Origin of the sequence: Microbacterium sp. NPDC087591 (genome assembly GCF_044743625.1) — a bacterium.
In the GTDB taxonomy this organism is placed as follows: Bacteria; Actinomycetota; Actinomycetes; order Actinomycetales; family Microbacteriaceae; genus Microbacterium.
Window position 1 is genome coordinate 1400394 of the sequence record NZ_JBIUWU010000001.1, and the last position, 24629, is coordinate 1425022.

The window sequence follows — 24629 nt, forward strand, 5'->3', positions numbered from 1 at the left end:
GCGCACAATGGAGGACATGACCGGAAGCTCCTCGCGCATGCTCGCGCTGCTCTCGCTGCTGCAGACGCCGCGGGACTGGCCGGGGCATGTGCTGGCCGAGCGGCTGGAGGTGAGTCCGCGCACCGTGCGCCGCGACGTGGATCGACTGCGGGAACTGGGATACCGGATCGGTGCGGTCAAGGGACCGGACGGCGGGTACCGTCTCGCGGCGGGGTCGGAGCTGCCGCCCCTGCTGTTCGACGACGACCAGGCCGTCGCGATCGCGGTCGCGCTGCAGAGCGTGCCGTCGAGCGGCATCGACATCGACGAGGCCGCGTCGCGCGCGCTCGCGACCGTGCGGCAGGTGATGCCCTCGCGGCTGCGGCACCGCGTCGACGGCATCCGCTTCACCGACGTCGAGAACACGACCAGGGTCGATCCGGCCGTGCTGGAAGCGGCGAGCGCGGCCGTACGCGACCGGGTCGTGCTGCGGTTCGACTACGACTCGGTGTCGCGCCCGGCATCGGGCGATCGGCCCGCCCGGCGCACCGAGCCGCATGCCGTGGTGGCACGCGAGAGCCGCTGGTACCTGCTCGCCTGGGACCTGGATGCCGGTGATTGGCGCACCTTCCGGCTCGACCGCGTGCATCCGCGCATCCCGACCGGCCCGTCGTTCACGCCCCGACCGCTGCCGGCGGCGGATGCGCAGACCTACCTGGCCGCCCGCGCGAAGGGTTCGACGACCGAGGACCGCTGGCCGTGCACGGGCGTGGTCGAGATCGCCCTGCCCCCTCGCGAGGTCGCCCCGTGGATCGGCGACGGCACCCTTGAGGCGATCGACGACGGATCGTGTCGGATCACGATGGGCTCGTGGTCATGGACCGGCGTACTCGCCACGGTCGCGCGCTTCGACGCGCCCTTCACGATCGTGGGACCGGCCGCGCTGCACGAAGCTGCCGGGGCGCTGGCGGAACGGTTCGAGGCCGCACGCGACGCGGAACTGCGGGTGGACACACGCCGGTAGACTGGAGCTGCCCCGCCGGCCCCTTCCTTTGGAGTGCGCGTGACCACCGCCCCTGCACCTTCCCACAAGCACGTCCCCGACTCTGTCGAGAACGCGATCGCGACGCCCGAGAAGGAGCAGCCGTACGCGGCCCTCGGACTCAAGCCCGACGAGTACGAGCGCATCAAGGAGATCCTCGGCCGCCGCCCCACCTCGGGCGAGCTGGCGATGTACTCCGTCATGTGGAGCGAGCACTGCTCATACAAGAGCAGCAAGAACTACCTGCGTCGCTTCGGCCAGAAGGTCAGCGACGAGATGAAGGAACGCCTCATGGTGGGCATGGGCCAGAACGCGGGCGTCATCGACGTCGGCGAGGGCTGGGCCGTCACCTTCAAGGCCGAGTCGCACAACCACCCCTCGTTCATCGAGCCCTTCCAGGGTGCGGCGACCGGCGTCGGCGGCATCGTGCGCGACATCATCTCGATGGGCGCCCGCCCGGTCGCGGTCATGGACGCGCTGCGCTTCGGAGCGATCGACCACCCCGACACTGCCCGCGTCGTGCACGGCGTGACCAGCGGCATCAGCTTCTACGGCAACTGCCTGGGACTTCCGAACATCGGCGGCGAGACTGTGTTCGACGCGGTCTACCAGGCGAACCCGCTCGTGAACGCGCTCGCGGTCGGCGTGCTCCGCCACGAGGACCTCAAGCTCGCCAACGCGACCGGCGTGGGCAACAAGGTCGTGCTCTTCGGCGCTCGCACCGGTGGCGACGGCATCGGCGGCGCCAGCATCCTGGCCTCCGACACGTTCGCCGACGGCGGGCCCACCAAGCGTCCGGCCGTGCAGGTCGGCGACCCGTTCGCCGAGAAGGTGCTCATCGAGTGCTGCCTCGAGCTCTACCGCGACGAGCTGGTCGAGGCGATCCAGGACCTCGGTGCCGCCGGCATCTCCTGCGCCACGAGCGAGCTCGCCGCCAACGGCAACAGCGGAATGAAGGTCTCGCTCGACAACGTGCTGCTGCGCGACCCCACGCTCACGGCCGAGGAGATCCTCATGTCGGAGTCGCAGGAGCGCATGATGGCGATCGTCGCCCCCGAGAAGCTCGACGCGTTCCTCGCGGTCGTCAAGAAGTGGGACGTGGAGACCTCGGTGCTCGGTGAGGTCACCGGAGACGGACGCCTCGTCATCGACTGGCAGGGCGAGCGCATCGTCGACGTCGACCCCTCGACCGTCGCGGTCGACGGCCCGGTCTACGACCGTCCGGTCGCGTACCCGACGTGGATCGACGCGCTGCAGGCGGATGCCGCCGAGAACCTCCCGCGCTCCAACGACCCCGAGACGCTGCGCGAGCAGTTCCTGAACCTGGTCGGCTCGCCGAACCTGGCCGACACCAGCTGGATCACGAACCAGTACGACTATTTCGTGCTCGGCAACACGGCACTGAGCTTCCCCGACGACGCCGGCATGATCCGCGTCGACGAGGAGTCCGGGCTGGGCTTCGCGATCTCGACCGACGCGAACGGCCGCTACTGCCAGCTCGACCCCTACGCGGGTGCGCAGCTCGCGCTGGCCGAGGCATACCGCAACGTCGCCGTCACCGGAGCGACCCCGACCGCGATCACCGACTGCCTGAACTTCGGTTCCCCCGAGAACCCCGAGGTCATGTGGCAGTTCGGGCAGACGGTCGACGGCCTCGCCGACGGATGCTACGAGCTGGGCACCCCGGTCACCGGCGGCAACGTCTCGTTCTACAACCAGACCGGCGATGTGCCGATCCACCCGACCCCGCTGGTGGGCGTGCTCGGCATCATCGACGACGTCTCGCGCCGCATCCCCTCCGGATGGCAGGACATCGGTCAGAACATCTACCTGCTCGGCACCACTTCGACCGAGCTGTCGGGTTCGGCCTGGGCAGACGTCGTGCACGACCACCTCGGCGGACTGCCCCCGAAGGTCGACCTCGCCGGAGAGAAGCGCCTCGCCGGCCTGCTCGCGGCAGCCCGCGACGAGTGGCTCATCTCCTCGGCGCACGACGTGTCGGAGGGCGGCCTCGGCCAGGCCCTCGCCGAGGGTGTCACGCGCTTCGGCGTCGGCGCCCGCGTGTGGCTGAACGAGATCATCGAGCGCGACGGGGTCGATGTGGCATCCGCTCTGTTCTCCGAGTCGACCGGTCGCGTCATCGTGACGGTTCCCCGCGAGGATGACGTGAAGTTCCGCGGACTCTGCGAAGGCCGCGGCTACCCCGTGGCACGCATCGGCGTGACCGACAGCGAACCGCAGCTCGAGGTGCAGGGCGTCTTCACGGTCTCGGCCGCTGAACTTCGCGAGCGGTCGGCCGCCACGCTTCCGTCGTACTTCGGTCCGACCGTCACCGAGCCGGTGAGCGCATGAGCGACGTCAGCCGTCAGAACCCGAACGACGAGGACTACGGCGACCTCGGCGAGCGCCGCAACCGTCGCATCCGCATCGTCGCCTGGACCGTCATCGTCGCGCTGATCCTCGGCGGCGGCGGGGCGACGGTGATCACCCTGCTGCTCGGCTGAGCTCTTCGGTCCGGGCTGGTTTCGGAGGAGATTCCACCTTCGGGCGGACGGTTTCGCGCGGATGCTCCGCCCGAGGCCGAGAACTCCTCCCGGAGCGGTGTGCCCGGGAACTCGACGCCGACGTCGCAGGTCGTGCCTGGAGTGGGCGGATGACCACCGACCTTCGCGCCCTCCTCACGGACCTCCGTGCGCAGGCCGCGGCGCGTGTGGCCTCCACCTCCGCGATGCTGGCCGAGCTGACGCATGACCGCGCGGGCTCGAACGACGACGACGAGCACGACCCCGAAGGCGTCACCCTCTCGTCGGAGTGGTCGCGCCTGACCGGGCTCGCCGAGGCCGCAGCATCCGAGCTCCAGCAGGTCGACGACGCGCTCGCCCGGATGGATGCCGGCACTTACGGCATCTGCGCGAACTGCGGGCGGCCGATCCCGGCAGCACGGCTGGCTGTGCGGCCGTTCGCCGAGTACTGCGTGGCGTGCGCGGAGAAGCTCGGACGCTGACACAGCAGGAGTCGCACTCGACCGGCTACCTGCGCGCCCGCTCCCGCCGCATGAGCTCGCGCAGGAAACCGGCATCGCGTTCGTACTCGTGCGCCTCCGCGAGGAGGTGCGGCTTGTCGAGCTCTTCGGCCTTCTCGATCGACATCTGCGCCAGGTCATCGAGCCGGATGATCGCCACTCGCAGCACGTCGATCCAGGTCGCCTCAGAGCCATACGCACGCAGGATGCGCTCGACACGGCTCTGCGCCTCACTCATTCCCGGAGCATTCTCCGGTGTCACCGCCGTCAGCGGCACTGCTCGGGTCGCGAAGTAGGCGATGTCCCAGAGCCGCGGCCCGGGAGAGCACATGTCGACGTCGATGACTCCGACGATCTTCCCGTCGCGGAACACGAGGTTGTGAGGGGAGAAGTCGTTGTGGCAGACGACCTCCATCGGCACCTTCGCCGGCGCCTGCCACGTCGCGCCGTCGAGAGGGAAGCCGATGCTCGCGTCGTGAAGCTCCCGAAGGAGTCGCGCGCCTTCTTCGAGCACGGAATCCTTGAAGACCCACGTCGGCAGAGGGTAGAGCGGCACTTCTCCTTCCACGAAGGTCAGCCGTTCGCGTCCGTCTTCCACGCCGAGCGCGCGCGGGGTGGCGTCGACTCCGGCCATAGCGAGATAGTCGAGATAGCGATGCACCGTCGGTGTCCAGGGGCCCGCGTTGCGGAGAACCGTGTCGCCCTGTCGCTCGACGTCGTTCATGTTGCCGCCGAGAAGTGGTCCATCCATGCCTCGAGTGTAGGTTGCGTCGCACACCCGGAATGGTGCGGGGCCGTCGTTCTGCGATGTCGCATCCGAACGCGGTACACGTGTGTGGCGTGCACGATTTCGGAGGTCGGGCCGGACACGCCGGGGGCGGGCGGCATGCGCCGGGGTGTCGGGGAGCGGGTCCGAAGCTGTGCACACGACGTGCTCACGAGTGGCGTGCACAGCTTCGGAGATCGGGCCGGACACGCCGGGGGCGGGCGGCATCCGTCGGGGTGTCGGCGCGCGGATCCGAAGCTGTGCACAGGAGGTGCTCGCGAGTGCGGGCGAGTAGCATCCGTCCCATGCCCATCAGACTCGAGAACGTCGGCATCGCGGTGCGCGACCTGGAAGCGACCATCGCCTTCTTCACGGACCTCGGGCTCACAGTGCTCGGGCGCGACGAGGTCAGCGGGGAGTGGGCCTCGACCGCGGTCGGACTCGACGGCAATCACGCCAAGATCGCGGTGCTGCAAACGCCGGACGGGCACGGGCAGATCGAACTGTTCGAGTACATCCACCCCGACGCGATCGAGACCGAGCCGACGCTGCCGAACGAGATCGGGATGCACCGCGTCGCCTTCTCGGTGGATGACATCGACGAGTCCCTGGCGATCGCCGCGAGACACGGATGCCACCCGCTCCGCGGCGTCGCGAACTACCAGGACGTGTACAAGCTCACGTACCTGCGCGGCCCCAGCGGCATCCTGGTGATGCTCGCGCAGGACCTGACCAAGGGCTGATCCCGCGCCCGGCGGGCCGTGCACACCTTCGGAGATCCGGCACGACACGCCGGCGGGCGACAGCATCCGACGGCGCGGCGCCTCCGATCTCCGAAACCGTGCTCGCGCACGACCTCCGAAGTCGTGCGCGCCCTGGCGTCACTTTGTGCGCCGGGGCCACTCCTTGCCCATGCAACGTCGTATCGGCCGCCGCGCGCGGCCCTCGAAGTCAGATCGGAAAGAAGAACATGCAGGAGAACCCCAGAGCCGATGGCTTCTCGCGCCGCACCGTCGTGAAGGGCGCCGCGTGGTCCGTGCCTGTCATCGCCGCGGCGGTCGCCACGCCCCTCGCCGCAGCCTCCACCCCGACGCCCGCCGCCGCGACCTTCTGGGCCACCGGGGCGACAGTGAGCGTCGTGAGCGGCAACGTGACCAACTTCACCGTGGAGGGAAGCGACGCCGACGGCAACCTCGCACTCCTCCCCTCCGGCACGAGCGTCCTGATCGTTCCGGACCCCGGTGTGACGCTGCAGCTCGTCAACGCCACCGGAATCGTGACCACCACCAACCCCGACGGCTCGATCACGGCCATCATCACAGGGAGCGACGTCACGAACATCCGCATCCAGTTCCGCCCGACGGGTCCGTCGGGATCGGGGTACTCGATCACGACCAACATCGACATCGACCCCTTCACGGAGACGATCGACGTCAAGCTGCGCTGACACGCAGGGATGAGCACCGCGCTCTCTCCGGCACCGACGTCGCCGGAGAGAGCGATCCATCCGACTCCGAGAACTCGTGGCGTCACTTTTCGTCGACCCCGCACTCCTTCAGAGAGGATCGCGGAACACTCCCCCTGTTCTCCGATATCCGCCAACCGAGAATGCGTCTGAGCCGACCCGTCCGGGCTGGACTCAGAGGCACCGACACAGGGAGTGCAGTGTGAATCAGCAGAAGAGATATCGGAACCGATTGGGCAGCTGGATCGGTGCGGGCGCGCTCGCACTCGGCGCGCTGATCGCGCCTGCCGCCGCAGCATCGGCCGCAGTGGACGACGGGGATGCTGTCTACATCGGCAGCAAGCAGGGCTACGGCGGCACGGGGGTGTTCCCGATCTGGTCGGAGACGCCCGCCGTCGGCGACGCGGACTTCTGGGCGTACTGCATCGAGCACGACGTCTCCGCGCGGACGCAGCTCGAGGGCTATGTCGGCAGCGCCGAGGACTACCTCGGCGCCAACTACTTCACCGATCCCGCAGTTCAGGGCAAGGTGCTCTGGGTGCTCGCCCACAGCTACCCCGCGCTGACTCTCGAGGAGTTCGGTGCCGCGGCCGGCGTTCCGACCATCTCGCGCAATGACGCGATCGAGGCCACCCAGTACGCGCTCTGGCGCTATACCGACCTCGACTTCGACGCGGCGTGGGCGTGGGAGACCCCGGACTCGGAAGCCGCGTACTGGTACCTGGTGAACGGCGCGAACGCGAGCACGGGGATGACGCCGGCCGACTTCGAGGTCACCGCGACCATCGACGCCCCGAGCGCGCCACAGACCGCCGATTCCCTGGTCGGCCCCTTCCTGGTCGACACCAACCGGCCCACCGTCAGCGTGAGCGTGGACCCCACCGTGTCGTTGGTGGATGCCGATGGTGACGCGATCGACGCGAATGCCGTCGTCGACGGCCAGGCGCTGTACCTCGATCTGCGCGGCTCGACCGCGGCCGGCTCTGCCACCGTGTCCGTGACAGCGACGGGATCGGGCGGCACCGGGAAGATCATATCGGTGCCGACCACCGCAGCTCCGACCCCCACGGCGGAGAACCACGCCCAGACGATCATCCTGGTCGCGCCGAGCACGGCGACCACGACCGCCGCGGCCACCGTCGAGTGGACAACGACGGCCGTCGAAGCACCTTCGATCGGGACGTCGCTGGTCGACTCCGCTGATGGCGACCGCATCCTGCCCTGGAACGGCGGCACCGTCATCGACACCGTCGCCTACCAGAACCTGGTTCCCGGCACCGAGTACACGCTCACCGGCGAACTCCAGAACAAGGCCGACGGCACCGCCACCGGCATCACCGGGACGACCACCTTCACCCCCGAGACTGCGAACGGCTCGATCGACGTGTCGTTCACGATCCCGACCGGATACGCCGGCGCCACGCTCGTCGCCTTCGAACGTCTCCACGAAGGAACCGACACCACCTCTGAGCCCGTCGCCGTCCACGAGGACATCGACGACGCCGCCCAGACCGTCACCATCGAGAACGCCCCCGTGACGCCGACGACCCCGACCCCGACGACCCCGACGCCGGTCGCGACGCCGACGGTCCCGGCCGGACAGCTGGCCACGACCGGCGGGGACGTTCCCGGCATCGCCGTCGGCGCGGCCGGCGCGCTGCTCGCCCTGGGTGCGATGATCCTGTTCGCTGGACGTGCACGACGGAAGACCGTCGACGCCGACTGATGAACCACGCCGGGCCTCGCTTCTCCGTGGAGCGGCGAGGCCCGACTGTCGGCCTGGCGCCACCCCGGGGCGCCGCGTCCCTCGAGAACGAAGGAAACCATGACCGAATCGCTGCCACCACTGCTGTCCGACTTCATCACCTCCGTGAACGCGCACGATGCGGACGCGTTCATCGCGGCGTTCGCACCGGACGGCGTCGTCGACGACTGGGGACGCGAGTTCGTGGGCACCGAAGCCATCGTCCGCTGGAGCGACCGCGAGTTCATCGGCTCCGCCGGCACGCTCCGCATCATCAGCATCACCCGGCAGGGCCAGCGGACCACGGTCGTCGGCGACTGGCGTAGCACCCACGCGAACGGCGTGAGCGCCTTCACCTTCGACGTGGCCGGAGACAAGATCACGCGGATGACCATCCGCGAGGGCTGAGCCCCCTGCCTCGCCCGGCGACGACGAGTCAGTCGTCGCCGGGAACGAAGAACAGCCCGGATGCCTCGGTGCGGGTATGGGCGATCAGCGCATCCATCTCGTCGAGTCGGCGCTGCATCAGCACGTTGCTCCCCGTCGCAATAGTGGCGAAGCCCGATCAGGCAGCGCCAACCCACGGCGATTTTGACCCCTGCTAGGGGTCACGAGGCGTCGTGACGAGCGCACGGCAGCAGAACGACCCGGGCGACGATGGGCGGCTGGGGAATGCCGTGACCCGTCGCCCGGGTCTCTGGGGCCCGTTCTCAGCTGAAGAGAACGGGGAGGGGCACGAGCGTCGCGGGGTCGGGCGCAGTGACGCTGTCCCACACCTGAGAGGGAAGGATTCTCAGCCCCGGAGCGGCGCCGGCTCGTTGCCGCACGCGCACGCCGATCCTCGAGGAGTGAGGGAGCTCGCCGCTGAAGCCGGGTTCCAGCGTGAGCATCGAGGTGAACATCGCGATGTCTCCGTTGATGGAGAGTGTCCAGGCGGTGTTGTCGACCGTCTGCGTGTACGGGCCGCTGTTCCAGACGGCGTCGAAGCTCGTCGCCGTCTGGTCGTAGTCGAACTCGAGATCCGTCACACCGGTGAGCCGCAGGAACACCGTGCCGACGGTGACCGGCGCCTCCCAGTTCGCGACCGTGTAGATCAGATCGCGCCACTCGGTCGTCGACAGGGGCACCGGAGAGTCCGAGTTGACCATGTTCATGAGGCGGCTGAGGGGCAGCGCTCCCGTCGAGGCGGCAGCGAGCGGCGTCGCGATCGCGGCGGCGACCACCGGGACCGACCAGGCCCCCGCCCTGAGGATCTCTCTCCGGGCGATCCCGGAGGAGTCCGAGCTCTTCGTTTCGTTGCGCATGAGTACCGTTCCTGTGGGGCTGGCGCAGAGACTGACAGCTCAAAGTAGCGATCTCGCAGAGAGTGGACTAGTCCCCGAACGGAGGTCATTTTCCGGAGGATTCCGGGGCGGCGCCCGTGCGTCTGCTCCCACGGAACTCCGCACGACCCGGTCCGCGGCTGAACTCCGCGCGAGCGGGCGCGTCACTATTCGTCGCAGACGCACACCTTCTCTGTGTGATGGACATTGCTCACCGCACGGCGACGGCCGACCCCACCCCCGTACCCCCGTCCGCCGGGGCTGTGTCGTGCTGAGCGAGCCGGTGGACGCCCGCCGAAGGAGGCGCGCGTTCATCGTCGATGAGCTCGTGATGCAGCGCTCCCGCATCGACCAGCTGCTGACGGGCGTGGCCGGCCTCGACGTCGTGGGGGTCCGCGACACCTTCCTGGACTTCCTGGCGTGGCTGCGCCGCACGGACAAGACGCAGTGGCCGCATCTCCTCGTCCTCGGCCTCACGGCGCACCCCTGGTCGGCACGCGAGCTGTCCGCGCTCGCGGCGCTGCGAGAGGCCGGCATCCGGGTTCTGGCGCTCACCACATCGACCTCGCGCACGGTCGGTCGCCGGCTCGCCGCCGACGGCGTGGAGGGGTTCGTCTCGGCAACCGACTCCGAAGACGACTTCGTCGCCGCGGCTGCGATCGTCCTGAGCGGTGGAGTGATCGTGACCGCCCGCGCGCACGACCTGCTCCATGCCTCGTCTTCGGGAACCCGCCTGAGCACGCAGGAGGCGCGGGTGCTGTCGCTCTACGCGACCGGCCTCACCATCGCCCAGGTGGCCGACACGATGGGTATCCGCCACGACACCGCCAGGAAGTACCTGAATCGCGTCCGTAACAAGTTCACGTCGGCCGGTCGCCCGGCGCGGTCGAAGCTGGATCTCGCGCAGATCGCCTGGGCGGACGGGTATGCAGAGCCCGCTCCGCGGGATCGCCCCGTCGTGGGCTCGCGGTGACGATGGTGGAGGGACCGTGGAGCCGGGGAGGACCCCACGATCCCTCGTTGAGAAGGAGTGCGGAACGTCGGAATCGTGACGCGCGGCGTCAGGGGTCGACGAGCTCGAAGGTCATCGTGTCGGGCCCGCCGCCCCACGGATCGAAGATGATGTCGGGGTCGTACACGTCCACGGCCTTCTCATATGCCGGTCCCCAGTATCCGTCGCTGTCGAGCGCCCGCATGCTGAAGTAGTACCAGCCGGCCGCATCCATCAGGAGGCGTTTGCGCGTGTAGCCGTTCTGGTCCAGGGCGATGGTCGCGGAATGACCCTCCATCGACGCGATGTACACCCGGCCGTTCGGCGGCCCCGTGACCGCGATGACCACGCCGGTGGTCTGTGCCTCGTCGACCAGCATGTCCTCGAACCCGGTGAGCTGCTCCAACCCCTGCACCTGGATCGGGAGCACCGTGAAGGTGCCGGAGGTGACGGTCGACTGCGACGTCTCGTCGTACGCCCATACCTCGTAGGCGTAGGTACCTTCGTTCGGCTGCAGGTCGCGGGTGTCGAAGCTCCAACTACCGTCTTCCGCGACCGTGGGGGCGTATCGCGTGGAGTCGATCGCGACGACCACGCTCTGACCCGGCGCTGTACGACCCGCGATGACAGGCGAGAGGTACCCGGACGAGGTCGTGGGACTGGTGACCCCTGGCGACATCGGAGACTCCGGATCCGTGCCCGGTCCCGGCGTACCGGGATCAGCCGGCTGCGGCCGTGTCGGCGCCGTGGGGAACTCCTGATCGGGATCATCGGAAAGGCCGGCCGAGGGGATGCTCGGATCCAGCACCCATCGCCCGAGGACCGGTTCCTCCGGAGGCGACACCGGAGGGAGGGACGGAATCGAGACGACCAGCTCGGGGCCGGGAGTGCGCTCGGGATCGGGTTCAGGCGCCGGAGCGCTGAGGGCGTCCGTGCTCACCGGAAGGGCGTCCGCCTGAGAGGGCGCGGGTCCCGGCCCGGCGATCAGCGCGGCGACGAGGATCCCCCCGACAGTGGCGGCCCCCAGGGTGCCGGCGAGGAGCCATCCGGAGAATCCGGCGAACGCGGCGGCGGCGACCGTGCCCGACGACAGCGAGGCGACAGCGGGCGTTCCGGCCCCGGCAGCGCCCAGCAGCACGGCCAGCGTCCGGCCCTGCAGGCGTGCTGCCCCGCCGCGCGTGGAGTGCAACAGGTCGCTGCACTCGACACACGACTCGATGTGCGTGGTGACCTCGAGGCTCACGGTGTCGTTGTTCGGTTCGGTCAGGTACTGCGGGATCAGGCGCGCGATATGCGTCGTGTCATCGCGCAGCGCGACGGGAATCTGTCGGGTCAACCACTGGAACTTCAGTCCCGTTCGCGCGCGACGCTGCAGCGCCGACACGGCATTCGGCTTGATTCCCAGCTCGTCGGCGATCTCCGGCCGGTCGACTTCATCGACTTCGGCCAACCACAGCACACGCTGCCACCGTTCGGGCAGGGCCTGGAAGGCGGCGAGCACATCCGCCGAATTGGCCTGCTGCTCCAGGGCGCTCAGCCCGTCATACAGCTCGACCTGGTCGATGTCGTCGCTGGTCAGCACCCGCTCCGCGTCCTTGCGCCACGAGATCGCCGTGTTGCGGATCACGGTCTTCAAGTAGGAGCGGAAGGCGAACTGCGGGCCCTTGTCGGTCGTGGTGACCTGCTGATAGATCGCCAGGAACGACTCCGAGACGAGGTCGTCGGCACGAGCGGGGAACAGTCGATAGGCGTAGCGCCGCGCCGCCTCGGCATGGCGGCGCCACAGTGCCTCGTAGCTGCCACGATCGCCGGCGCGCAGCGCACTCAACAGCTCCGCATCGCTGCGCGGATCGCTCACGTTCCCTCCCCGGAACAACCACCCTCTGATATATCGCAAATATAGGGCACGGTGGCGCGAGAAGACGCGGTGTCCCGTTTTCGGGGCCCGATGACCCCCGTTAGGGGTCGGCGGGCGAGCACAGCTTCGGAGATGCCGCGCGGCACGCCGACGGATCGGTCGCAGGGGCGGCGTGGCGGATGCGAGCTCCGCAGCTGTACCCGCGAGAGCAGGCGCAGCCCCCTCAGAACCGCCGACCTCCGCAGTAGGCTGAGCACATCATGGAACCGTTCTGGACGTGGCTCGGCACTGTGCCCTGGTGGATCATCTTCCCCATCATGGGCGTGGCCGGCGGCGCAGCGAAGGCGTGGGAGCGCAACTCGCGCCGCCGGCATGAGCGCCGCCTGGAGACTCTGCGAGTGAAGGCGCAGCTCAAGGCCGCCGAGATCGAGGCCCGCGCGCTGACCCAGCAGGGCAAGCGCCGCGTCGCGTCGTTCGTCGACACCACCGCCTCCGTCCCCTCGAACGATCTGCTCGTTCGTCTCTTCGCCGAGCACGACGAGATCACCGCGCACTGGCTCGACTACGAGCTCGACGTGGCCAAGCTGATCGCGTTTCCCGCGATGAGCGACGGTCGCCAGCCGCTGACCGCCGCCTTCCTGCGCGCGAAGAAGAAGGCGGATGCGCTGCGACCGGCATCCGCGGATGCCAAGGTCAGCGAGCAGCAGGTCGGCGAGTACCTGCAGGCGGTCGGCGACTACGCCGTGGCGTTCGAGATCGCCGAGAAGGATGCCCGCCGCCTGCGCGACTCGACCTTCACCGAGCCGGAGCGCAAACGCCTCGAACGTGCGCAGCAGCTGCTGAAGGTCGCGATCGACGAGTCCGCCACCCAGGCCGAGCGCAACGTCGCCTACAAGCGCGTGCGCGAAGAGCTCGACGGCCTGATCCTGCTGAGCGACGACGCCGTCACGGTGCTCGAGAAGCAGGTCGCGCGCGAGATCACGGCTCCGGCCGCGACAGCGCCCCCGGCATCCGCCGACCCCGCAACGACCGAACCCGAGCGGGTGCCGCTCCCTCTCCGCGACCAACAGCCGCTCCGCACCGAGCAGGGCTTCCGCGACGAACGGGCCTGAGTCCCAGGCCGATGACAGACGCGGGATCTTCTCGCGCCCGCCCGAGAGGGCGAACGATGGAGGCATGCCGCAGTGATCACTCGGTTCGAAGAACTGGACTGGCAGACGACACCGATCGGCGACCTCACCCTGCGCCGACGCACGGAGCCGGCCGTGGGGCAGGAGATCTACGAGGTGAAGCTCGGCGACGAGTACCTGATGTCGAGCCTGTTCACGGTGGCCGAGGAAGAACTGTCGAACCTCGGACTCGCCGCCGTCTCGGGCGAAGGTCTGTCCGTGCTGGTCGGCGGACTCGGGCTCGGCTACACCGCGGTCGCCGCCCTGCGCGATGACCGGGTGGCATCGCTCACGGTCGTCGACCGGCTCGGCGCGGTGATCGGCTGGCACGAGCGCAAACTGCTGCCCGTCTCGGCGGAGCTCGTCGACGACCCGCGCACGAGCCTGGTCGAGGACGACTTCTTCGCCCTGGTGCGCTCCGCACCCGCAGAGGGGCACCCGGGGTACTCGGCCATCCTGCTCGACGTGGACCACTCTCCGCGCCATCAGCTCGACCCCACGCACGCCGACCTGTACGACGCCGCGGGGTTGCGCGCCCTCGACCGTCATCTCGCCACGGGCGGGGTCTTCGCGCTGTGGTCGGACGATCCGCCCGACCCGGAGTTCATGGTCGAGATGAACGCCGTGTTCGATGACGCCACCGCCCACGTCGTCGACTTCGAGAACGCGGTCACAGGCGGGATGTCGTCGAACACCGTCTACGTCGCACGGAGTCGCGCATGACTCCCGAGAACGTCACCGGCCCGGTCGCGCACCACGCCGAGGCCCCCGTGTGGTCGACCGGCTGGGGCGGCCTGCGCTGGGTCGACGGAGATGCCGGGGATCTGCTGACGCTGCGCGCCGACGGAGTGACCAGACAGCACGTCGACGACGAGTACCTGGCGTTCGCCCGTCCCCGCGCGAACGGCGGCCTGGTGGCCGTCGGCGCCCGGACGCTCTACCTGGCCGATGCGGATGGCGACGAGTTCCGTGCGGCAGCGAGCCTGCTGGACGACCCGGGGGTGCGCATGAACGACGGATGCTGCGATCCGCGCGGCCGTCTGCTCGCCGGCTCCATGGCGTATGACGCGGCAGCGGATGCCGGCATCATGCTGCGCATCGACGCCGACCTCGCCGTGACGACCGTGCTGCCGCGCACGACCATCTCGAACGGTGTCGGCTTCTCGCCCGATGGACGGCGCGCCTACTACGTCGACACCCTCTCGCACCGCATCGATGTGTTCGACGTGGCCGAGGGCGAGCTGCGGGGCCGGCGGGTGTTCGTGAGGATCCCCGAGGAGCAGGGCCTGCCGGACGGCCTCACCGTCGCCGCCGACGGGAGCGTGTGGGTCGCGCTGTGGGGCGGCAGCGCCGTGCACGGCTATGACTCCGGCGGCGTGCACGTCGCGACCGTCGAGCTGCCCGTGCCGCAGGTGAGCGCGTGCACATTCGGCGACGACGACCTGGGCACGCTCTACATCACGACATCCGCACAGGGGATGCCGGCAGGCCACGGCACCCCGGCCGGCTCGCTGTTCTCGGTGCGACCGGGAGTGCGCGGCATCCCGGTCACGCCGTTCGCCGGCTGACGCGCACCAACGGAGACGGCGACGGCCTCTGCCCGAGCCACGGCACACCCAGCGAAGGAGCCGTGACACGGGCACAGGCCGCCGCCCGTCCCAGTACGGATCAGCCCAGCCGCACCCGCTCGGTGCGCTGGTGCTGACGCCCGAGCCCCTCGATCTCGATCGTCATCTCGTCGCCGTCCTGCAGATAGGGGAAGCGTCCGGACAGCGCGACGCCCTGCGGCGTTCCGGTGTTGATCACGTCGCCCGGCTCCAGCACCAGGTACTGGCTGAGCTCGTAGACGATCTGCCGCACCGGGAAGATCATGTCGGCGGTCGAGGAGTCCTGCCGCGGCTCGCCGTTCACGAACGAGCGCAGCCGGAGCGCCTGCGGGTCGACCTGGTCCGCCGGCACCAGCACGGGACCGAGCGGGTTGAACGTCTCGGAGCATTTGCCCTTCGACCACTGTCCGCCCGAGACGTCGAGCTGATACGCACGCTCCGACACGTCGTTCGAGATCGTGTATCCGGCGATCACCTCATCAGCCGCATCCGGCGACGACAGATACCGGGCGGTCTTCCCGATCACGATCGCGAGTTCGACCTCCCAGTCCACCTTCTCGGCGCCGGGCGGCAGCAGCACCACGTCATCCGGTCCGACGACCGTGTTGGGGTGCTTGAAGAAGATCACGGGATGCTCCGGCGGCGCCGACCCCGATTCAGCGGCGTGGGCGGCGTAGTTCTGACCGATGCAGACGACGGCGGTCGGACGCGCGATCGGTGGCCCGACGCGCAGTCCGTCGACCTCGGCGGGCAGCAGCGTCCCTCGCGACAGCGCGTCGCGCACCCGGGCGATGCCGTCTGCCGCCAGGAACGCCCCGTCGATGTCGCGGGTCAGCGGCGCGAGGTCGTAGACGATGCCCGCCTCATCGCGGACGAACGGATGCTCGTCGCCCGCAGCGCCGAGTCGCATGAGTTGCATAAGGAGTCCTTGGGTCAGCGCGCGGCGGCGTAGGTCGGGTTGACGATCGGCACGGATTCGCCGTCGCGGAAGCGGATGAGGTTCTCGGCGGCGTGCACCGGAAGATCCTCCAGTGCTTCCGGCGAGTACCAAGCCGCGTGAGGCGAGAGCAGCACGTTCGGCGCATCGCGCAGTGCCGCGCCCGCGGCGAGGGGCTCGGACTCGTAGACATCGAGGGCGGCCGCGCCGATCTGTCCGCTGCGCAGCCCGGCGACCAACGCATCCTCATCGACCAGCGGCCCTCGGCAGGTGTTCACGATCACGGCTCCTGGCCTCATCGTCGCGATGGCAGCCTCGTCGATCAGGTGCCGTGTCGCGTCGGTGAGAGGAACGTGCAGCGTCAGCAGGTCAGCGGTCGCGATGGCCTGCTCGATCGTCACGTACTCGCAGTCCGCCGCGCGCACGGCGTCAGCCGAGGCATACGGATCGGCGACGAGCACGCGGAAACCGAGCGCGCGGCATCCACGGGCCACCAGCGAGCCGATACGCCCGAATCCGAGCACCGAGACCGTGGTGCGCGAGGGACGCACGGCCAGCGGGCGGGCCGCGACCGGCTTCCATTCCCCCGCGCGCACCGCCCCGTCGTAGGCGGGAAGCCCCCGCGCCTGCGCCATGATCATCGCGATCGTGTGGGCGGCGACCTCTTCGGTGCAGTAACTGGGCGTGTTCGCGACGGGGATGCCGCGTTCGCTCGCCGCCGCGACGTCGACCATGTCGTAGCCGATGCCGAGACGGCTGATCATCTTCAGCTTCGGCATCCGATCCATCAGCTCGCCGTCGATCCGGCGCCACTGCACGATCAGGCCCTCGGCCTCGGCGCCGAGCGCCGCGAGGGTCTCGAACGAGGTGTCCGGTGCGCGTTCGGCGCGGAATCCCGCCGCGCGAAGCGTCTGCTCTGCCGCGTCGCCGGGGAGGTCGCAGTCCGTGATGAGGATGAGTGGGGTGGCCATGAGGCAAAATGCTATAGCATCTAGCACTTCACGGCCACCCCGACTTTCAGCGGCGGATGCGCCCACCCGCTTCACGCACCGAGGGCAGCCCCCACACCGCCGCGAGCAGAGCGACACCCGTGAGGGCCACAGCGACGACGAGCACGCCCGGCACCCCGACCGCCCCGTGGGCAGCGCCCGCGAGCAGAGGACCGACGAAGGCACCGAGGTTGAGCGCGACCGTCGCAGAGGCGCCACCCAGCACCGGCGCACCTGCCGCTTCGCGCACGATGCGACCGATCAACGCCGAGCCGACGGCGAACGAGAGCGCCCCGCACGCCACGGCGAGGGCGAACACGGCCGTCGCGGATTCGACCAGCATCCACAGCGCGGCCCAGGCGAGGAGCAGCGCGATCAATCCGCTCGCGACCCACACACCCTCCCGCCCCGCAGCCCAGCGCCCCGTCGCGGCGACCCCGACAAAGGCGCCGACGCCGAATCCCGCCAGGAGCAGCGGCACGAACGCCGTCGCGATACCCGCGGATTCTCCGATCACCCCGAGGAACGTGAAGACCCCGAACGTACCGGCATTGACCAGCACCGCGACCACGATCGTCGCGAGCACCGGCCCGCGGACGAGCGCCCCGAGTTCGGTGCGCAGCTCGACGGCCGCCGCCGCTCCGCCCCGCAGAGGCGACCGGTTGAGCAGCAGCGCGCCGAGCGCGGGGCCGCAGAGCAGCACCACACCCCAGAACGTCGCGCGCCATCCCAGCGCATCTGCGAGAGCAGCTCCGGCCGGTACGCCCACGATCGTGGCGAGAGTCGTGCCTGCCAGCAGGGTGGCGACGGCGCGCGTCGTGGCCTGCGGCGGCACGAGCATGCGCACGGCCGAGAGCGACACGGCGAGGAAGCCGGCATTGGCGATGGCCGCGACGACGCGGGTGACGAGCAGCACCGCGAACGACGGGGCGAGCGCTCCGGCGATGTGCGCGAGCACGAACACCAGCAGAAAGGCGATGAGCGTGCGCCGCGGATGCCAGCGGGAACCGAGCAGCGCCATCGCCGGGGCGCCGATCACCATCCCGATGGCGAAGGCGCTGGTTACGGCGGCCGCGCTCCCCGGCGGGACTCCGAACTCCTCGGAGATCGGAAGGAGCAGGCCGGCGAGCATGAACTCGCTGGTGCCCTGGGCGAAGATCGCCAGGGCGAGGACAGAGATGAGGACAGGCATGAAGGCATCCAGACAGACGACATCGACGCACCCGGAAGGATGCGCGACGAGCGAGAAGGGTCGGCGAGATGCGGGGAGCGCACGGCGTGCGGCTCGAACCCGCGATCTAGCGTCTGTCTGACTCAGGACTCACGTCATCCACCCTAACCGGCGTGCGTTCCTCTCGCGCGGGAATTTGCTATAGCATCTACCCATGACTGCTCGTCGCGTACTGCTCACGGGAGCCAGCTCCGGTATCGGAACGGCCGCCGCCCTCGAACTCGCCCGCGAGGGCGCCTCCCTCTGGATCACCTACGCCGGGCGCGAGGCCAAAGCCGCCCGCGTCGCCGAGGAGTGCCTGGCGGCCGGGGCCGCAGATGTGCACGTCTCCCGCCTCGACCTGCGCGACCCGGAGTCCACCGCCGCCCTGATCAACGAGATCACCGCGACCTGGGGCTCGCTGCACGTGCTCATCAACAACGGCGGTGTGTGCCCGTACACCCCCTACGAGGACATCGACCTCGAGGAGTGGGACTTCGTGCTCGAGACGAACGCGCGCGGCACGTTCTTCCTCACCCGCGCGGCGCTCCCCCTGCTGCGCGCGGCGGAGGGCGACCGCTCGGTCGTGAACATCGCCTCGATCGCCGGTCAGGTCGGAGCGCTGCAGACCGGCATCCACTACGCGGCGAGCAAGGGCGCCCTGCTCGCGATCACGCGCAGCTTCGCCCGGCACCTCGCCGCGGAGGGCATCCGTGTCAACGCCGTGACCCCTGGCCCCGTCGCGAGCGCGATCACCGACCAGTTGCAGGGCGAGAAGCGCGAGAAGCTGGCCGCGTCGATCCCGCTCGGCGCGTTCGGACAGCCGGAAGACGTCGCCTGGATCATCGCCTCTCTCGCCTCCCCACGGGCGAGCTTCATCACCGGCGCGACCTACGACGTCAACGGGGGTGTGCGCATTGACTGATCACAACGCTCCCGGCCGCTCCGCCCTGGATACCGTGCAGGCGCAGCTCGATGCGTTCAACGCGCACGACCTCGACGCCTTCGTCGCGACCTACGCGGCGGATGCCGTGATCACCGGGGTCGCTCCCGAGCCCGTGGTCGGGGCGGCGGCGATCCGGGAGTTCTACGAACCACGGCTGCAGAACCCGGAACTCTCGTGCGTGATCGAGACGAGCGTGCTGTTCGGCAGCCGGTGGGTCGTGGCGCAGGAGCAGGTCATCAATGCGGGCGTCGCGACCGAGACCATCGCGACCTTCGACGTGGTCGACGGCCTCATCGCGCGCGCCTCGATGCTCAAGGCCTGACGCACGCGTCACCGGTTCCGGTGAGACCCCGGTTCCGGTGAGACCCCGGTTCCGACGAGACCCCGGTTCCGACGAGGTGCTCCCGATATGAAGGAGATCTCTCGGAATGAAGGAGCCCCTGGGGAGAAACCACCTTCATATCGCGTCTTCTCCTTCAGAACGCGCGAGCCTGAGGCGAGTCAGTCATTCGTGCTCGGGCAGGAGCGGCGACGACCACCCCTCGTCGCGGCCCAGCTGAGCCGCCCGCGAGACGGATGCCGCACCGTAGCGGTCGCGGAGGGTATCGAGCACGGTGTCGAGGCGCGCGTCGTCGCCCCAGTCGATCGGCAGCTCGGGCTGCACGCTCTCGACACGGTCGAGGTGCGACAGCGAGAGGCCGACCAGGGTGATGCCGCGTGCCGTGATCTCGGGCTGTGCGGCAGCGAGCAGGGCGCGAGCCACGGTGAGCAGCACGGCGGTGCGGTCGGTCGGCGCGCGGAGCGAGCGGGAACGGGTGACCTTGGCATAGTCGCCGAAGCGCAGCCGCAGCACGACGGTGCGGCAGACCCGGTCGCCGTCGCGGAGGCGTCGAGCGAGCCGGTCGACGATCTGCGTGAGGATGAGGTCGAGCTCCTCGGCGGAGCGGGGACGGATGCCGAGGGCGCGCTGCGACCCGATCGATCCGCGGCGCCGGGTGGTGTCGACCGGCCGCGGATCCCGCAGTCGCGCGAGCGCGTGCACGTGGGCCCCCGTCGCCTTGCCCAGCATCCGCTCGGCGGTCGCGGCCTCCAGCTCGGACAGCTCGCCAACCGTGTGGATTCCGTAGCGGTGCAGCTTCTCGGCCGTCACCGCGCCCACACCCCACAGCCGTTCCACCGGAAGCGGGAGCAGGAACTCCTCTTCGCGCGCCGGATCCACGACCAGCAGGCCATCGGGTTTGCTCACGGCGCTGGCGACCTTGGCGAGGAACTTGGTGCGCGCGACCCCGACCGAGATGGCGAGCCCCACCTCCGTCCGCACGCGCTCGCGCAACCGCGTCGCGATCTGCTCCGGCGACCCGGCGATCCGGCGGAGACCCCCGACCTCGAGGAACGCCTCGTCGATCGACAGCCCCTCGACGAGCGGGGTGGTGTCGCGGAAGATCGCGAACACGTCTTTGCTGGCGGCGGAGTACGCGTCCATGCGCGGCGGCACGACCACGACATCGGGGCAGAGCTCGCGCGCCTGCCGTCCCCCCATGGCGGTGCGCACCCCGCGGGCCTTCGCCTCGTAGCTCGCCGCCAGCACGACCCCACCACCCACGATCACGGGGCGACCACGCAGCTCCGGCGCATCGCGCTGCTCGACCGAGGCGTAGAACGCATCGAGGTCGGCGTGCAGCACCGTCGCTTCCCCGCGCATCCCGTTCTCCCGTCGACACGCGGATCGTCGCACGAACCAGGGACACAGGGCCCGGCGTCGGCGGTCGGGAGTCGGTGTCCGTGACGGCGGGTATGGTCGGCGCGTGCCGGAACCGGTGGAGCAATGGTGGGCGCGACGGCAGTTCTCCCGCGGTCGCGCGGTTCCGTATGACGTGGGCACCTACCGCGCCGGGTGGGCGGCGTATCCGGAGTTGATCCGGCAGTACCATCCGGAGCTGAACCACGGCATCACACTGTCGCAGATCCCTCTCGCCGCCGATGTGCTGCTCTGCTGGGAGTGCACGGTCGGTCATCGGTTCGCCGCGACCCCGACCGAGCAGCGCGAGCGCCCAGGACAGGTGCGGCGCCGCTCCGCGTGGTGCCCCGAATGCTCCGCGCTCGCCCGCCCGCAGCCGGTCGTGCTCGGCGAAGCGCGCTCCCTTCCCCGCGCGCCCCGTCGCCCCGCGCCGGCGCTGTGCACGAAGACGCCCGACCTGCCGACCGGCACCGCGTTCGTGAGCGAGTGCGCCCCGCGCCCCGCCTCGGCGGCAGAGGGTCGCCTGCGCGCGGGGCTCCGGGCGGCGATCGAGTTCGACGCGACCGTGAACGCCGTGAAGGTGTCGAGACCGTTCTTCCGGCACACCGAGGTCTGGCCCGACATCGTGTTCCCGGAGCTGCGGGTCGCACTCGAGTACGACACGGTCGGCCGGCACGGCCTGGAACACGTCGGCAAGCGTCAGGACACCGATCTGCGCAAGGACCGCGCCCTGCGCGCCGCGGGGTGGGAGGTCATCCGGATCCGCACCGGGAAGCTCGAACCGCTCGGGCCGCATGACCTGGCGCTGACGTCGGTGGGCGCGAAGGGCATCGCCCGCATCATCGACGAGCTGCGGGTCATCCGTGGTGCGCTGCTCGTGGACGCGTACCTGCGGTGAGTCGCGCGCCGCCTTCCCACCCAGAGAAGACCTCACGGAATGAAGGAGACCGCGCGGAATGAAGGAGCGCACAGGGCAGAGCCCCCTTCATCCGGAGTTTTCTCCTTCAGAACGCGCGAGCCCGATCAACTTCAGAACGCGCGAGCCCGATCAACTTCAGAACGCGCGACTCCGATCAACTTCAGAACGCGCGACTCCGATCCCGATCAGCCCCGCTCGAACCGCGCCCGCAGAGCCGGGTCGACCGCGACGTCGCCGAAGGATGCCGTCCACGCGCCGTCGACCGCGATGGACTGGCCGGTCAGATACGGCGCCTGGTCGGAGAGCAGGAACGCGGTGACCGCGGCGACCTCTTCGGCGCGGGCGATGCGTCCCATCGGCGGTCCTTCGGCGAGCGCGCGCTCCGCGGCAACCGGATCGGCGGAGGCGGCGATCTGCGCCTCCAGGTGCGGCGTGCGCACCCCACCCGGTGCGACCGTGTTGGCGCGGATGCCGAGCCCGCCGTACGTCACGGCGAGGCTGCGGGTGAGCGCGTCGATGCCGCCCTTGGTGAACTCGTAGGCGGCGTGGTCGATCGAGCTGGAGCGGCCGTGGATCGAGCCGATGTTCACGATCGCCCCGGCGATGCCCTGGTCGATGAACGCGGTCACGGCGGCCGAGCATCCCCAGAGGTAGCCGAAGCCGTTGATGTCGATGATCTCGCGCACCACGGTCTCGTCGAGCTCGTGCAACGGCGTGCGCTTGGTGATGCCGGCATTGTTGACCCAGCCGGCGAGCGGCGCATGAGCCCGCGCCGCCGCAGCCGCGCGCTCATGCGCGGCCCGGTCGGACGAATCCCCGAGCACGACCTCGGCCACGATGCCCTCGTCGACCGTTCCCGATCCGGGCGAGCGCTCGAGTCCGACGACGATCCAGCCGTCGGCCGTCAGGCGCTCGGCGACCGCGCGGCCGATGCCCTTGCCGCTGCCGGTCACCACGACGCTGTGTGCGGAGTCTGTCATCTCAGTCCCTCCCGAAGTGGAAGACGGCGGGGTCGAGCGTGAAGCCGAGCCCCACGGCATCCGTCGGGCGCACGCGACCGTCGAACGACGGGCCCCCGACGATGAACGACGGGGCCGGATCGTAGGGGTTGACTCCCCGCGCGAAGGTCTCGACACCGATGCCCAGGTGCGCGGTGACCTCAGGATAGACGTGGCCCGACACCGGCACTCCACGCTCGTCCGCCCACGCGATCAGTTCACGCGCCGGTGTCACCCCACCGATCGCGACGACGTCGAGGCGCAGCACGTCCACGGCCTCGTGCTCGACGAGGGCGCGGAGCACGGCGGGGTCGGTGACCTCGTCGCCCACCGAGACGGCGAGCCCGGACTCCCGACGGATGCGCGCGCAGCCGGCCGCGTCTTCGGGAAGCAGCGGGTCTTCGAGCCAGGCGAGCCGGGGGTCGCCCCACTGAGCGATCTCGGCGAGGGCGGCGTCGGCATCCGGCCATCCGAAACCGACGTCGACCACGAGCCCCGTGCTCGCCGGAAGCTCGGCGTTCAGCAGGCCGATCAGCTCCCGCATGTACGCGGGGTCGGCCGCACGGGAGATCTTCACCTGCGACCAGCCGTCCGCCTGCGTGAGCACCTCGTCCGCGACCTCGCGCGGAGTGCGGCTCGGCGACGGATACGCGGCGACCAGCATCGCGTCCCGCGGCGCATCTCCCGTGCCGAGCATCTGCCACAGCGGCACACGCGCACGCCGGGCCGCGATGTCCCACAGGGCGATGTCGACCAGGCCGATCGCACGACGCACCAGGCCGACCCGTCCGACGATCGCGCTGCCGCGCAGCATCCGCTCCCAGGTGGTGGCCGGGTCGTCGGCATCCGGCCCGAGCGCATGCGTCGCGACGAGCCGCTCGACGATCTCGGCCATCGGCGCCTCCCGCGAGAGGCAGTACGCGACCCCGGTCGTGCCGTCGGCGTCGGCTGCCTGCACGGCGCTGTACTCGCGGCGGGTGACCGTCATGGCCCCCAGCTGCAGGGGTGCGGGCAGCGGCAGCACGGCGGCGGCCGTGCGGATACGCGCGATCTCGGTCATTCGGGCTTCTTCGCCAGCGGAACGCCGTAGTCGACCAGGAAGCCGCCGTCGACGGTGAGCGTCTGGCCGTTCATGTAACGGGACTGGTCGGACACGAGGAAGCTGACGGCCGCGGCGATCTCACTCGCGTCGCCCAGACGTTTCGCCGGGATGCGCGACAGGATCGTGTCGAGGCTCAGCGTGCCCTGCTCTACGCCCTGGCGGAACACGCCGGTGTCGATGTAACCGGGGGCGACGGCGTTGACCCTGACTCCCCGCGACGCCCACTCGGCGCCGGCGGTCGAGGTCAGACCGATCACGGCGGCCTTGGTCGTGGAGTACGGGGCCCGCCCGGCGGAACCTCGCGCCGAGATCGACGAGATGTTCACGATGCGGCCTTCGCCGCGCTCCAGCATCCGCTTGCCCGCGGCCTGCAGCGCCGAGAAGACTCCGTGGAGGTTCACGTCGACCACGGCCGACCATTCGTCCCAGGTCAGGTCCTCGATGCCGCGGTGCCGTTGGATGCCGGCGTTGTTGACGAGCACCTCGATCGGTCCGAGTTCCGCCTCGATCTCGCCGAACACCCGGTCGACGCCGGCGTGGTCGGTCACGTCGAGCTCTCGCCACAGGATGCCGGCCGGGTTGTCACCCGCCGTGAGCCCGGGCACACGGTCGGCGGCGACCACGAGGTAGCCGTCGGCGGCGAGGCGCTGCCCGATCTCCCAGCCGATGCCGGCGGAGCCTCCGGTGATGATGGCGACGGGGGCGGTCATGGCTCTCCTCAGGATGGTCGAGATTTGCTATAGCAAGACTAGTAGGTCAGGCGCGGATCTGTCGTCGCGGTTCGGGAGGAGATATCGCCCTCGGGAGGAGGAATTCCCGGAGAAG

The 24629-nt window shown here is 69.8% G+C and carries 25 protein-coding genes; 15 read left to right on the plus strand and 10 right to left on the minus strand.

Annotation, left to right across the window (positions count from 1 at the left end):
• Nucleotides 1-16 precede the first annotated feature (16 nt).
• The 4 genes from ACIOVG_RS06525 to ACIOVG_RS06540 all read left to right on the plus strand — a co-directional run bounded on the left by ACIOVG_RS06525 (nt 17) and on the right by ACIOVG_RS06540 (nt 4025).
• The gene (locus ACIOVG_RS06525; protein ID WP_400870476.1) at nt 17-1003 is read left to right on the plus strand and encodes a helix-turn-helix transcriptional regulator; all 987 of its coding nucleotides are present in this window, start codon (nt 17-19) and stop codon (nt 1001-1003) included.
• Between the two features lie 39 nt (nt 1004-1042).
• Nucleotides 1043-3373, plus strand: coding sequence for a phosphoribosylformylglycinamidine synthase subunit PurL (gene purL / locus ACIOVG_RS06530; RefSeq protein WP_400870479.1), 2331 nt, complete (start codon nt 1043-1045; stop codon nt 3371-3373).
• The gene (locus tag ACIOVG_RS06535) at nt 3370-3525 is read left to right on the plus strand and encodes a hypothetical protein (RefSeq protein ID WP_400870481.1); all 156 of its coding nucleotides are present in this window, start codon (nt 3370-3372) and stop codon (nt 3523-3525) included. The genes purL and ACIOVG_RS06535 overlap by 4 nt, the downstream gene beginning before the upstream one ends.
• Before the next feature lie 149 nt (nt 3526-3674).
• Nucleotides 3675-4025, plus strand: coding sequence for a TraR/DksA family transcriptional regulator (locus ACIOVG_RS06540; RefSeq protein ID WP_400870484.1), 351 nt, complete (start codon nt 3675-3677; stop codon nt 4023-4025).
• 25 nt (nt 4026-4050) lie between these two features.
• Here ACIOVG_RS06540 and ACIOVG_RS06545 read toward each other — a convergent pair whose 3' ends face one another.
• Entirely contained in the window at nt 4051-4794 is a 744-nt protein-coding gene (locus ACIOVG_RS06545) for a phosphotransferase (RefSeq protein ID WP_400870487.1), read from the minus strand.
• Nucleotides 4795-5114: 320 nt separating this feature from the next.
• Between ACIOVG_RS06545 and ACIOVG_RS06550 the strand changes: the two genes are divergently transcribed.
• The 4 genes from ACIOVG_RS06550 (at nt 5115) to ACIOVG_RS06565 (ending at nt 8426) form a co-directional block, all read left to right on the plus strand.
• Nucleotides 5115-5552, plus strand: a complete 438-nt coding sequence (locus ACIOVG_RS06550; protein ID WP_400870490.1) for a VOC family protein — start codon at nt 5115-5117, stop codon at nt 5550-5552.
• Nucleotides 5553-5779: 227 nt separating this feature from the next.
• Entirely contained in the window at nt 5780-6256 is a 477-nt protein-coding gene (locus ACIOVG_RS06555) for a hypothetical protein (protein ID WP_400870493.1), read from the plus strand.
• 220 nt (nt 6257-6476) lie between these two features.
• A complete protein-coding gene (locus ACIOVG_RS06560; protein WP_400870496.1) occupies nt 6477-8000 on the plus strand; it encodes a VaFE repeat-containing surface-anchored protein in 1524 nt (507 codons plus the stop codon).
• Between the two features lie 99 nt (nt 8001-8099).
• Nucleotides 8100-8426, plus strand: coding sequence for a nuclear transport factor 2 family protein (locus tag ACIOVG_RS06565; protein ID WP_400870498.1), 327 nt, complete (start codon nt 8100-8102; stop codon nt 8424-8426).
• Between the two features lie 302 nt (nt 8427-8728).
• On the opposite strand, the gene ACIOVG_RS06570 is transcribed toward ACIOVG_RS06565, so the two are convergent.
• A complete protein-coding gene (locus tag ACIOVG_RS06570) occupies nt 8729-9322 on the minus strand; it encodes a hypothetical protein (RefSeq protein ID WP_400870500.1) in 594 nt (197 codons plus the stop codon).
• A gap of 286 nt (nt 9323-9608) precedes the next feature.
• Here ACIOVG_RS06570 and ACIOVG_RS06575 point away from each other — a divergent pair, with 286 nt between their 5' ends.
• Complete coding sequence (locus tag ACIOVG_RS06575; RefSeq protein WP_400870503.1) at nt 9609-10313, plus strand: LuxR C-terminal-related transcriptional regulator; 705 nt, start codon at nt 9609-9611, stop codon at nt 10311-10313.
• An 88-nt stretch (nt 10314-10401) separates the two neighbouring features.
• Here the strand turns inward: ACIOVG_RS06575 and ACIOVG_RS06580 are convergent, their stop codons facing one another.
• Nucleotides 10402-12189, minus strand: coding sequence for a sigma-70 family RNA polymerase sigma factor (locus ACIOVG_RS06580; RefSeq protein WP_400870506.1), 1788 nt, complete (start codon nt 12187-12189; stop codon nt 10402-10404).
• 260 nt (nt 12190-12449) lie between these two features.
• Here ACIOVG_RS06580 and ACIOVG_RS06585 point away from each other — a divergent pair, with 260 nt between their 5' ends.
• From ACIOVG_RS06585 to ACIOVG_RS06595, 3 genes are all read left to right on the plus strand, one after another.
• On the plus strand, nt 12450-13301 hold the full coding sequence (locus tag ACIOVG_RS06585) for a hypothetical protein (protein ID WP_400870509.1): 852 nt from the start codon (nt 12450-12452) through the stop codon (nt 13299-13301).
• Between the two features lie 72 nt (nt 13302-13373).
• A complete protein-coding gene (locus ACIOVG_RS06590) occupies nt 13374-14081 on the plus strand; it encodes a spermidine synthase (RefSeq protein ID WP_400870512.1) in 708 nt (235 codons plus the stop codon).
• Nucleotides 14078-14926 carry an SMP-30/gluconolactonase/LRE family protein gene (locus tag ACIOVG_RS06595; RefSeq protein WP_400870515.1) on the plus strand — a complete coding sequence of 283 codons (849 nt, stop codon included), beginning with the start codon at nt 14078-14080 and terminating at the stop codon, nt 14924-14926. The genes ACIOVG_RS06590 and ACIOVG_RS06595 overlap by 4 nt, the downstream gene beginning before the upstream one ends.
• A 100-nt stretch (nt 14927-15026) precedes the next feature.
• Here ACIOVG_RS06595 and ACIOVG_RS06600 read toward each other — a convergent pair whose 3' ends face one another.
• From ACIOVG_RS06600 to ACIOVG_RS06610, 3 genes are read right to left on the minus strand one after another with little or no spacing between them, the layout of a single operon-like run.
• The gene (locus tag ACIOVG_RS06600) at nt 15027-15884 is read right to left on the minus strand and encodes a fumarylacetoacetate hydrolase family protein (protein ID WP_400870517.1); all 858 of its coding nucleotides are present in this window, start codon (nt 15882-15884) and stop codon (nt 15027-15029) included.
• Nucleotides 15885-15898: 14 nt separating this feature from the next.
• Nucleotides 15899-16873, minus strand: a complete 975-nt coding sequence (locus tag ACIOVG_RS06605) for a C-terminal binding protein (protein WP_400870520.1) — start codon at nt 16871-16873, stop codon at nt 15899-15901.
• A 46-nt stretch (nt 16874-16919) separates the two neighbouring features.
• The gene (locus ACIOVG_RS06610) at nt 16920-18083 is read right to left on the minus strand and encodes an MFS transporter (RefSeq protein ID WP_400870522.1); all 1164 of its coding nucleotides are present in this window, start codon (nt 18081-18083) and stop codon (nt 16920-16922) included.
• 193 nt (nt 18084-18276) lie between these two features.
• On the opposite strand from ACIOVG_RS06610, the gene ACIOVG_RS06615 reads away from it, so the two are divergent.
• Nucleotides 18277-19026, plus strand: coding sequence for an SDR family NAD(P)-dependent oxidoreductase (locus ACIOVG_RS06615; protein WP_400870525.1), 750 nt, complete (start codon nt 18277-18279; stop codon nt 19024-19026).
• On the plus strand, nt 19010-19369 hold the full coding sequence (locus ACIOVG_RS06620; RefSeq protein WP_400870528.1) for a nuclear transport factor 2 family protein: 360 nt from the start codon (nt 19010-19012) through the stop codon (nt 19367-19369). The genes ACIOVG_RS06615 and ACIOVG_RS06620 overlap by 17 nt, the downstream gene beginning before the upstream one ends.
• 183 nt (nt 19370-19552) lie before the next feature.
• Here ACIOVG_RS06620 and dinB read toward each other — a convergent pair whose 3' ends face one another.
• Complete coding sequence (dinB, locus tag ACIOVG_RS06625) at nt 19553-20749, minus strand: DNA polymerase IV (protein ID WP_400870531.1); 1197 nt, start codon at nt 20747-20749, stop codon at nt 19553-19555.
• Between the two features lie 103 nt (nt 20750-20852).
• On the opposite strand from dinB, the gene ACIOVG_RS06630 reads away from it, so the two are divergent.
• On the plus strand, nt 20853-21683 hold the full coding sequence (locus ACIOVG_RS06630; protein ID WP_400870534.1) for a zinc-ribbon domain-containing protein: 831 nt from the start codon (nt 20853-20855) through the stop codon (nt 21681-21683).
• 206 nt (nt 21684-21889) lie between these two features.
• Here the strand turns inward: ACIOVG_RS06630 and ACIOVG_RS06635 are convergent, their stop codons facing one another.
• Genes ACIOVG_RS06635 through ACIOVG_RS06645 form a run of 3 tightly spaced genes read right to left on the minus strand, consistent with a single transcriptional unit; the run spans nt 21890 to nt 24514 of the window.
• Nucleotides 21890-22684: an SDR family NAD(P)-dependent oxidoreductase gene (locus ACIOVG_RS06635; RefSeq protein ID WP_400870537.1), complete on the minus strand. Its 795-nt coding sequence runs from the start codon at nt 22682-22684 to the stop codon at nt 21890-21892.
• Nucleotide 22685: 1 nt separating this feature from the next.
• The gene (locus ACIOVG_RS06640) at nt 22686-23762 is read right to left on the minus strand and encodes a mandelate racemase/muconate lactonizing enzyme family protein (RefSeq protein ID WP_400870540.1); all 1077 of its coding nucleotides are present in this window, start codon (nt 23760-23762) and stop codon (nt 22686-22688) included.
• Entirely contained in the window at nt 23759-24514 is a 756-nt protein-coding gene (locus ACIOVG_RS06645; protein WP_400870543.1) for an SDR family NAD(P)-dependent oxidoreductase, read from the minus strand. Before ACIOVG_RS06645 ends, ACIOVG_RS06640 begins: the two co-directional genes overlap by 4 nt.
• Between the last annotated feature and the right edge of the window lie 115 nt (nt 24515-24629).

What these genes read in the sequence shown, in the direction of transcription:
- ACIOVG_RS06585 (WP_400870509.1), top strand. Translation starts at nt 12,450, where the DNA reads ATGGAACCGTTCTGGACGTGGCTCGGCACTGTGCCCTGGTGGATCATC.
- ACIOVG_RS06540 (WP_400870484.1), top strand. Translation starts at nt 3,675, where the DNA reads ATGACCACCGACCTTCGCGCCCTCCTCACGGACCTCCGTGCGCAGGCC.
- ACIOVG_RS06570 (WP_400870500.1), bottom strand. Translation starts at nt 9,322, where the DNA reads ATGCGCAACGAAACGAAGAGCTCGGACTCCTCCGGGATCGCCCGGAGA.
- ACIOVG_RS06645 (WP_400870543.1), bottom strand. Translation starts at nt 24,514, where the DNA reads ATGACCGCCCCCGTCGCCATCATCACCGGAGGCTCCGCCGGCATCGGC.
- dinB (WP_400870531.1), bottom strand. Translation starts at nt 20,749, where the DNA reads ATGCGCGGGGAAGCGACGGTGCTGCACGCCGACCTCGATGCGTTCTAC.
- ACIOVG_RS06595 (WP_400870515.1), top strand. Translation starts at nt 14,078, where the DNA reads ATGACTCCCGAGAACGTCACCGGCCCGGTCGCGCACCACGCCGAGGCC.
- ACIOVG_RS06550 (WP_400870490.1), top strand. Translation starts at nt 5,115, where the DNA reads ATGCCCATCAGACTCGAGAACGTCGGCATCGCGGTGCGCGACCTGGAA.
- ACIOVG_RS06615 (WP_400870525.1), top strand. Translation starts at nt 18,277, where the DNA reads ATGACTGCTCGTCGCGTACTGCTCACGGGAGCCAGCTCCGGTATCGGA.
- ACIOVG_RS06635 (WP_400870537.1), bottom strand. Translation starts at nt 22,684, where the DNA reads ATGACAGACTCCGCACACAGCGTCGTGGTGACCGGCAGCGGCAAGGGC.
- ACIOVG_RS06525 (WP_400870476.1), top strand. Translation starts at nt 17, where the DNA reads ATGACCGGAAGCTCCTCGCGCATGCTCGCGCTGCTCTCGCTGCTGCAG.
- ACIOVG_RS06535 (WP_400870481.1), top strand. Translation starts at nt 3,370, where the DNA reads ATGAGCGACGTCAGCCGTCAGAACCCGAACGACGAGGACTACGGCGAC.
- ACIOVG_RS06600 (WP_400870517.1), bottom strand. Translation starts at nt 15,884, where the DNA reads ATGCAACTCATGCGACTCGGCGCTGCGGGCGACGAGCATCCGTTCGTC.
- ACIOVG_RS06605 (WP_400870520.1), bottom strand. Translation starts at nt 16,873, where the DNA reads ATGGCCACCCCACTCATCCTCATCACGGACTGCGACCTCCCCGGCGAC.
- ACIOVG_RS06545 (WP_400870487.1), bottom strand. Translation starts at nt 4,794, where the DNA reads ATGGATGGACCACTTCTCGGCGGCAACATGAACGACGTCGAGCGACAG.
- ACIOVG_RS06610 (WP_400870522.1), bottom strand. Translation starts at nt 18,083, where the DNA reads ATGCCTGTCCTCATCTCTGTCCTCGCCCTGGCGATCTTCGCCCAGGGC.
- ACIOVG_RS06565 (WP_400870498.1), top strand. Translation starts at nt 8,100, where the DNA reads ATGACCGAATCGCTGCCACCACTGCTGTCCGACTTCATCACCTCCGTG.
- ACIOVG_RS06640 (WP_400870540.1), bottom strand. Translation starts at nt 23,762, where the DNA reads ATGACCGAGATCGCGCGTATCCGCACGGCCGCCGCCGTGCTGCCGCTG.
- ACIOVG_RS06555 (WP_400870493.1), top strand. Translation starts at nt 5,780, where the DNA reads ATGCAGGAGAACCCCAGAGCCGATGGCTTCTCGCGCCGCACCGTCGTG.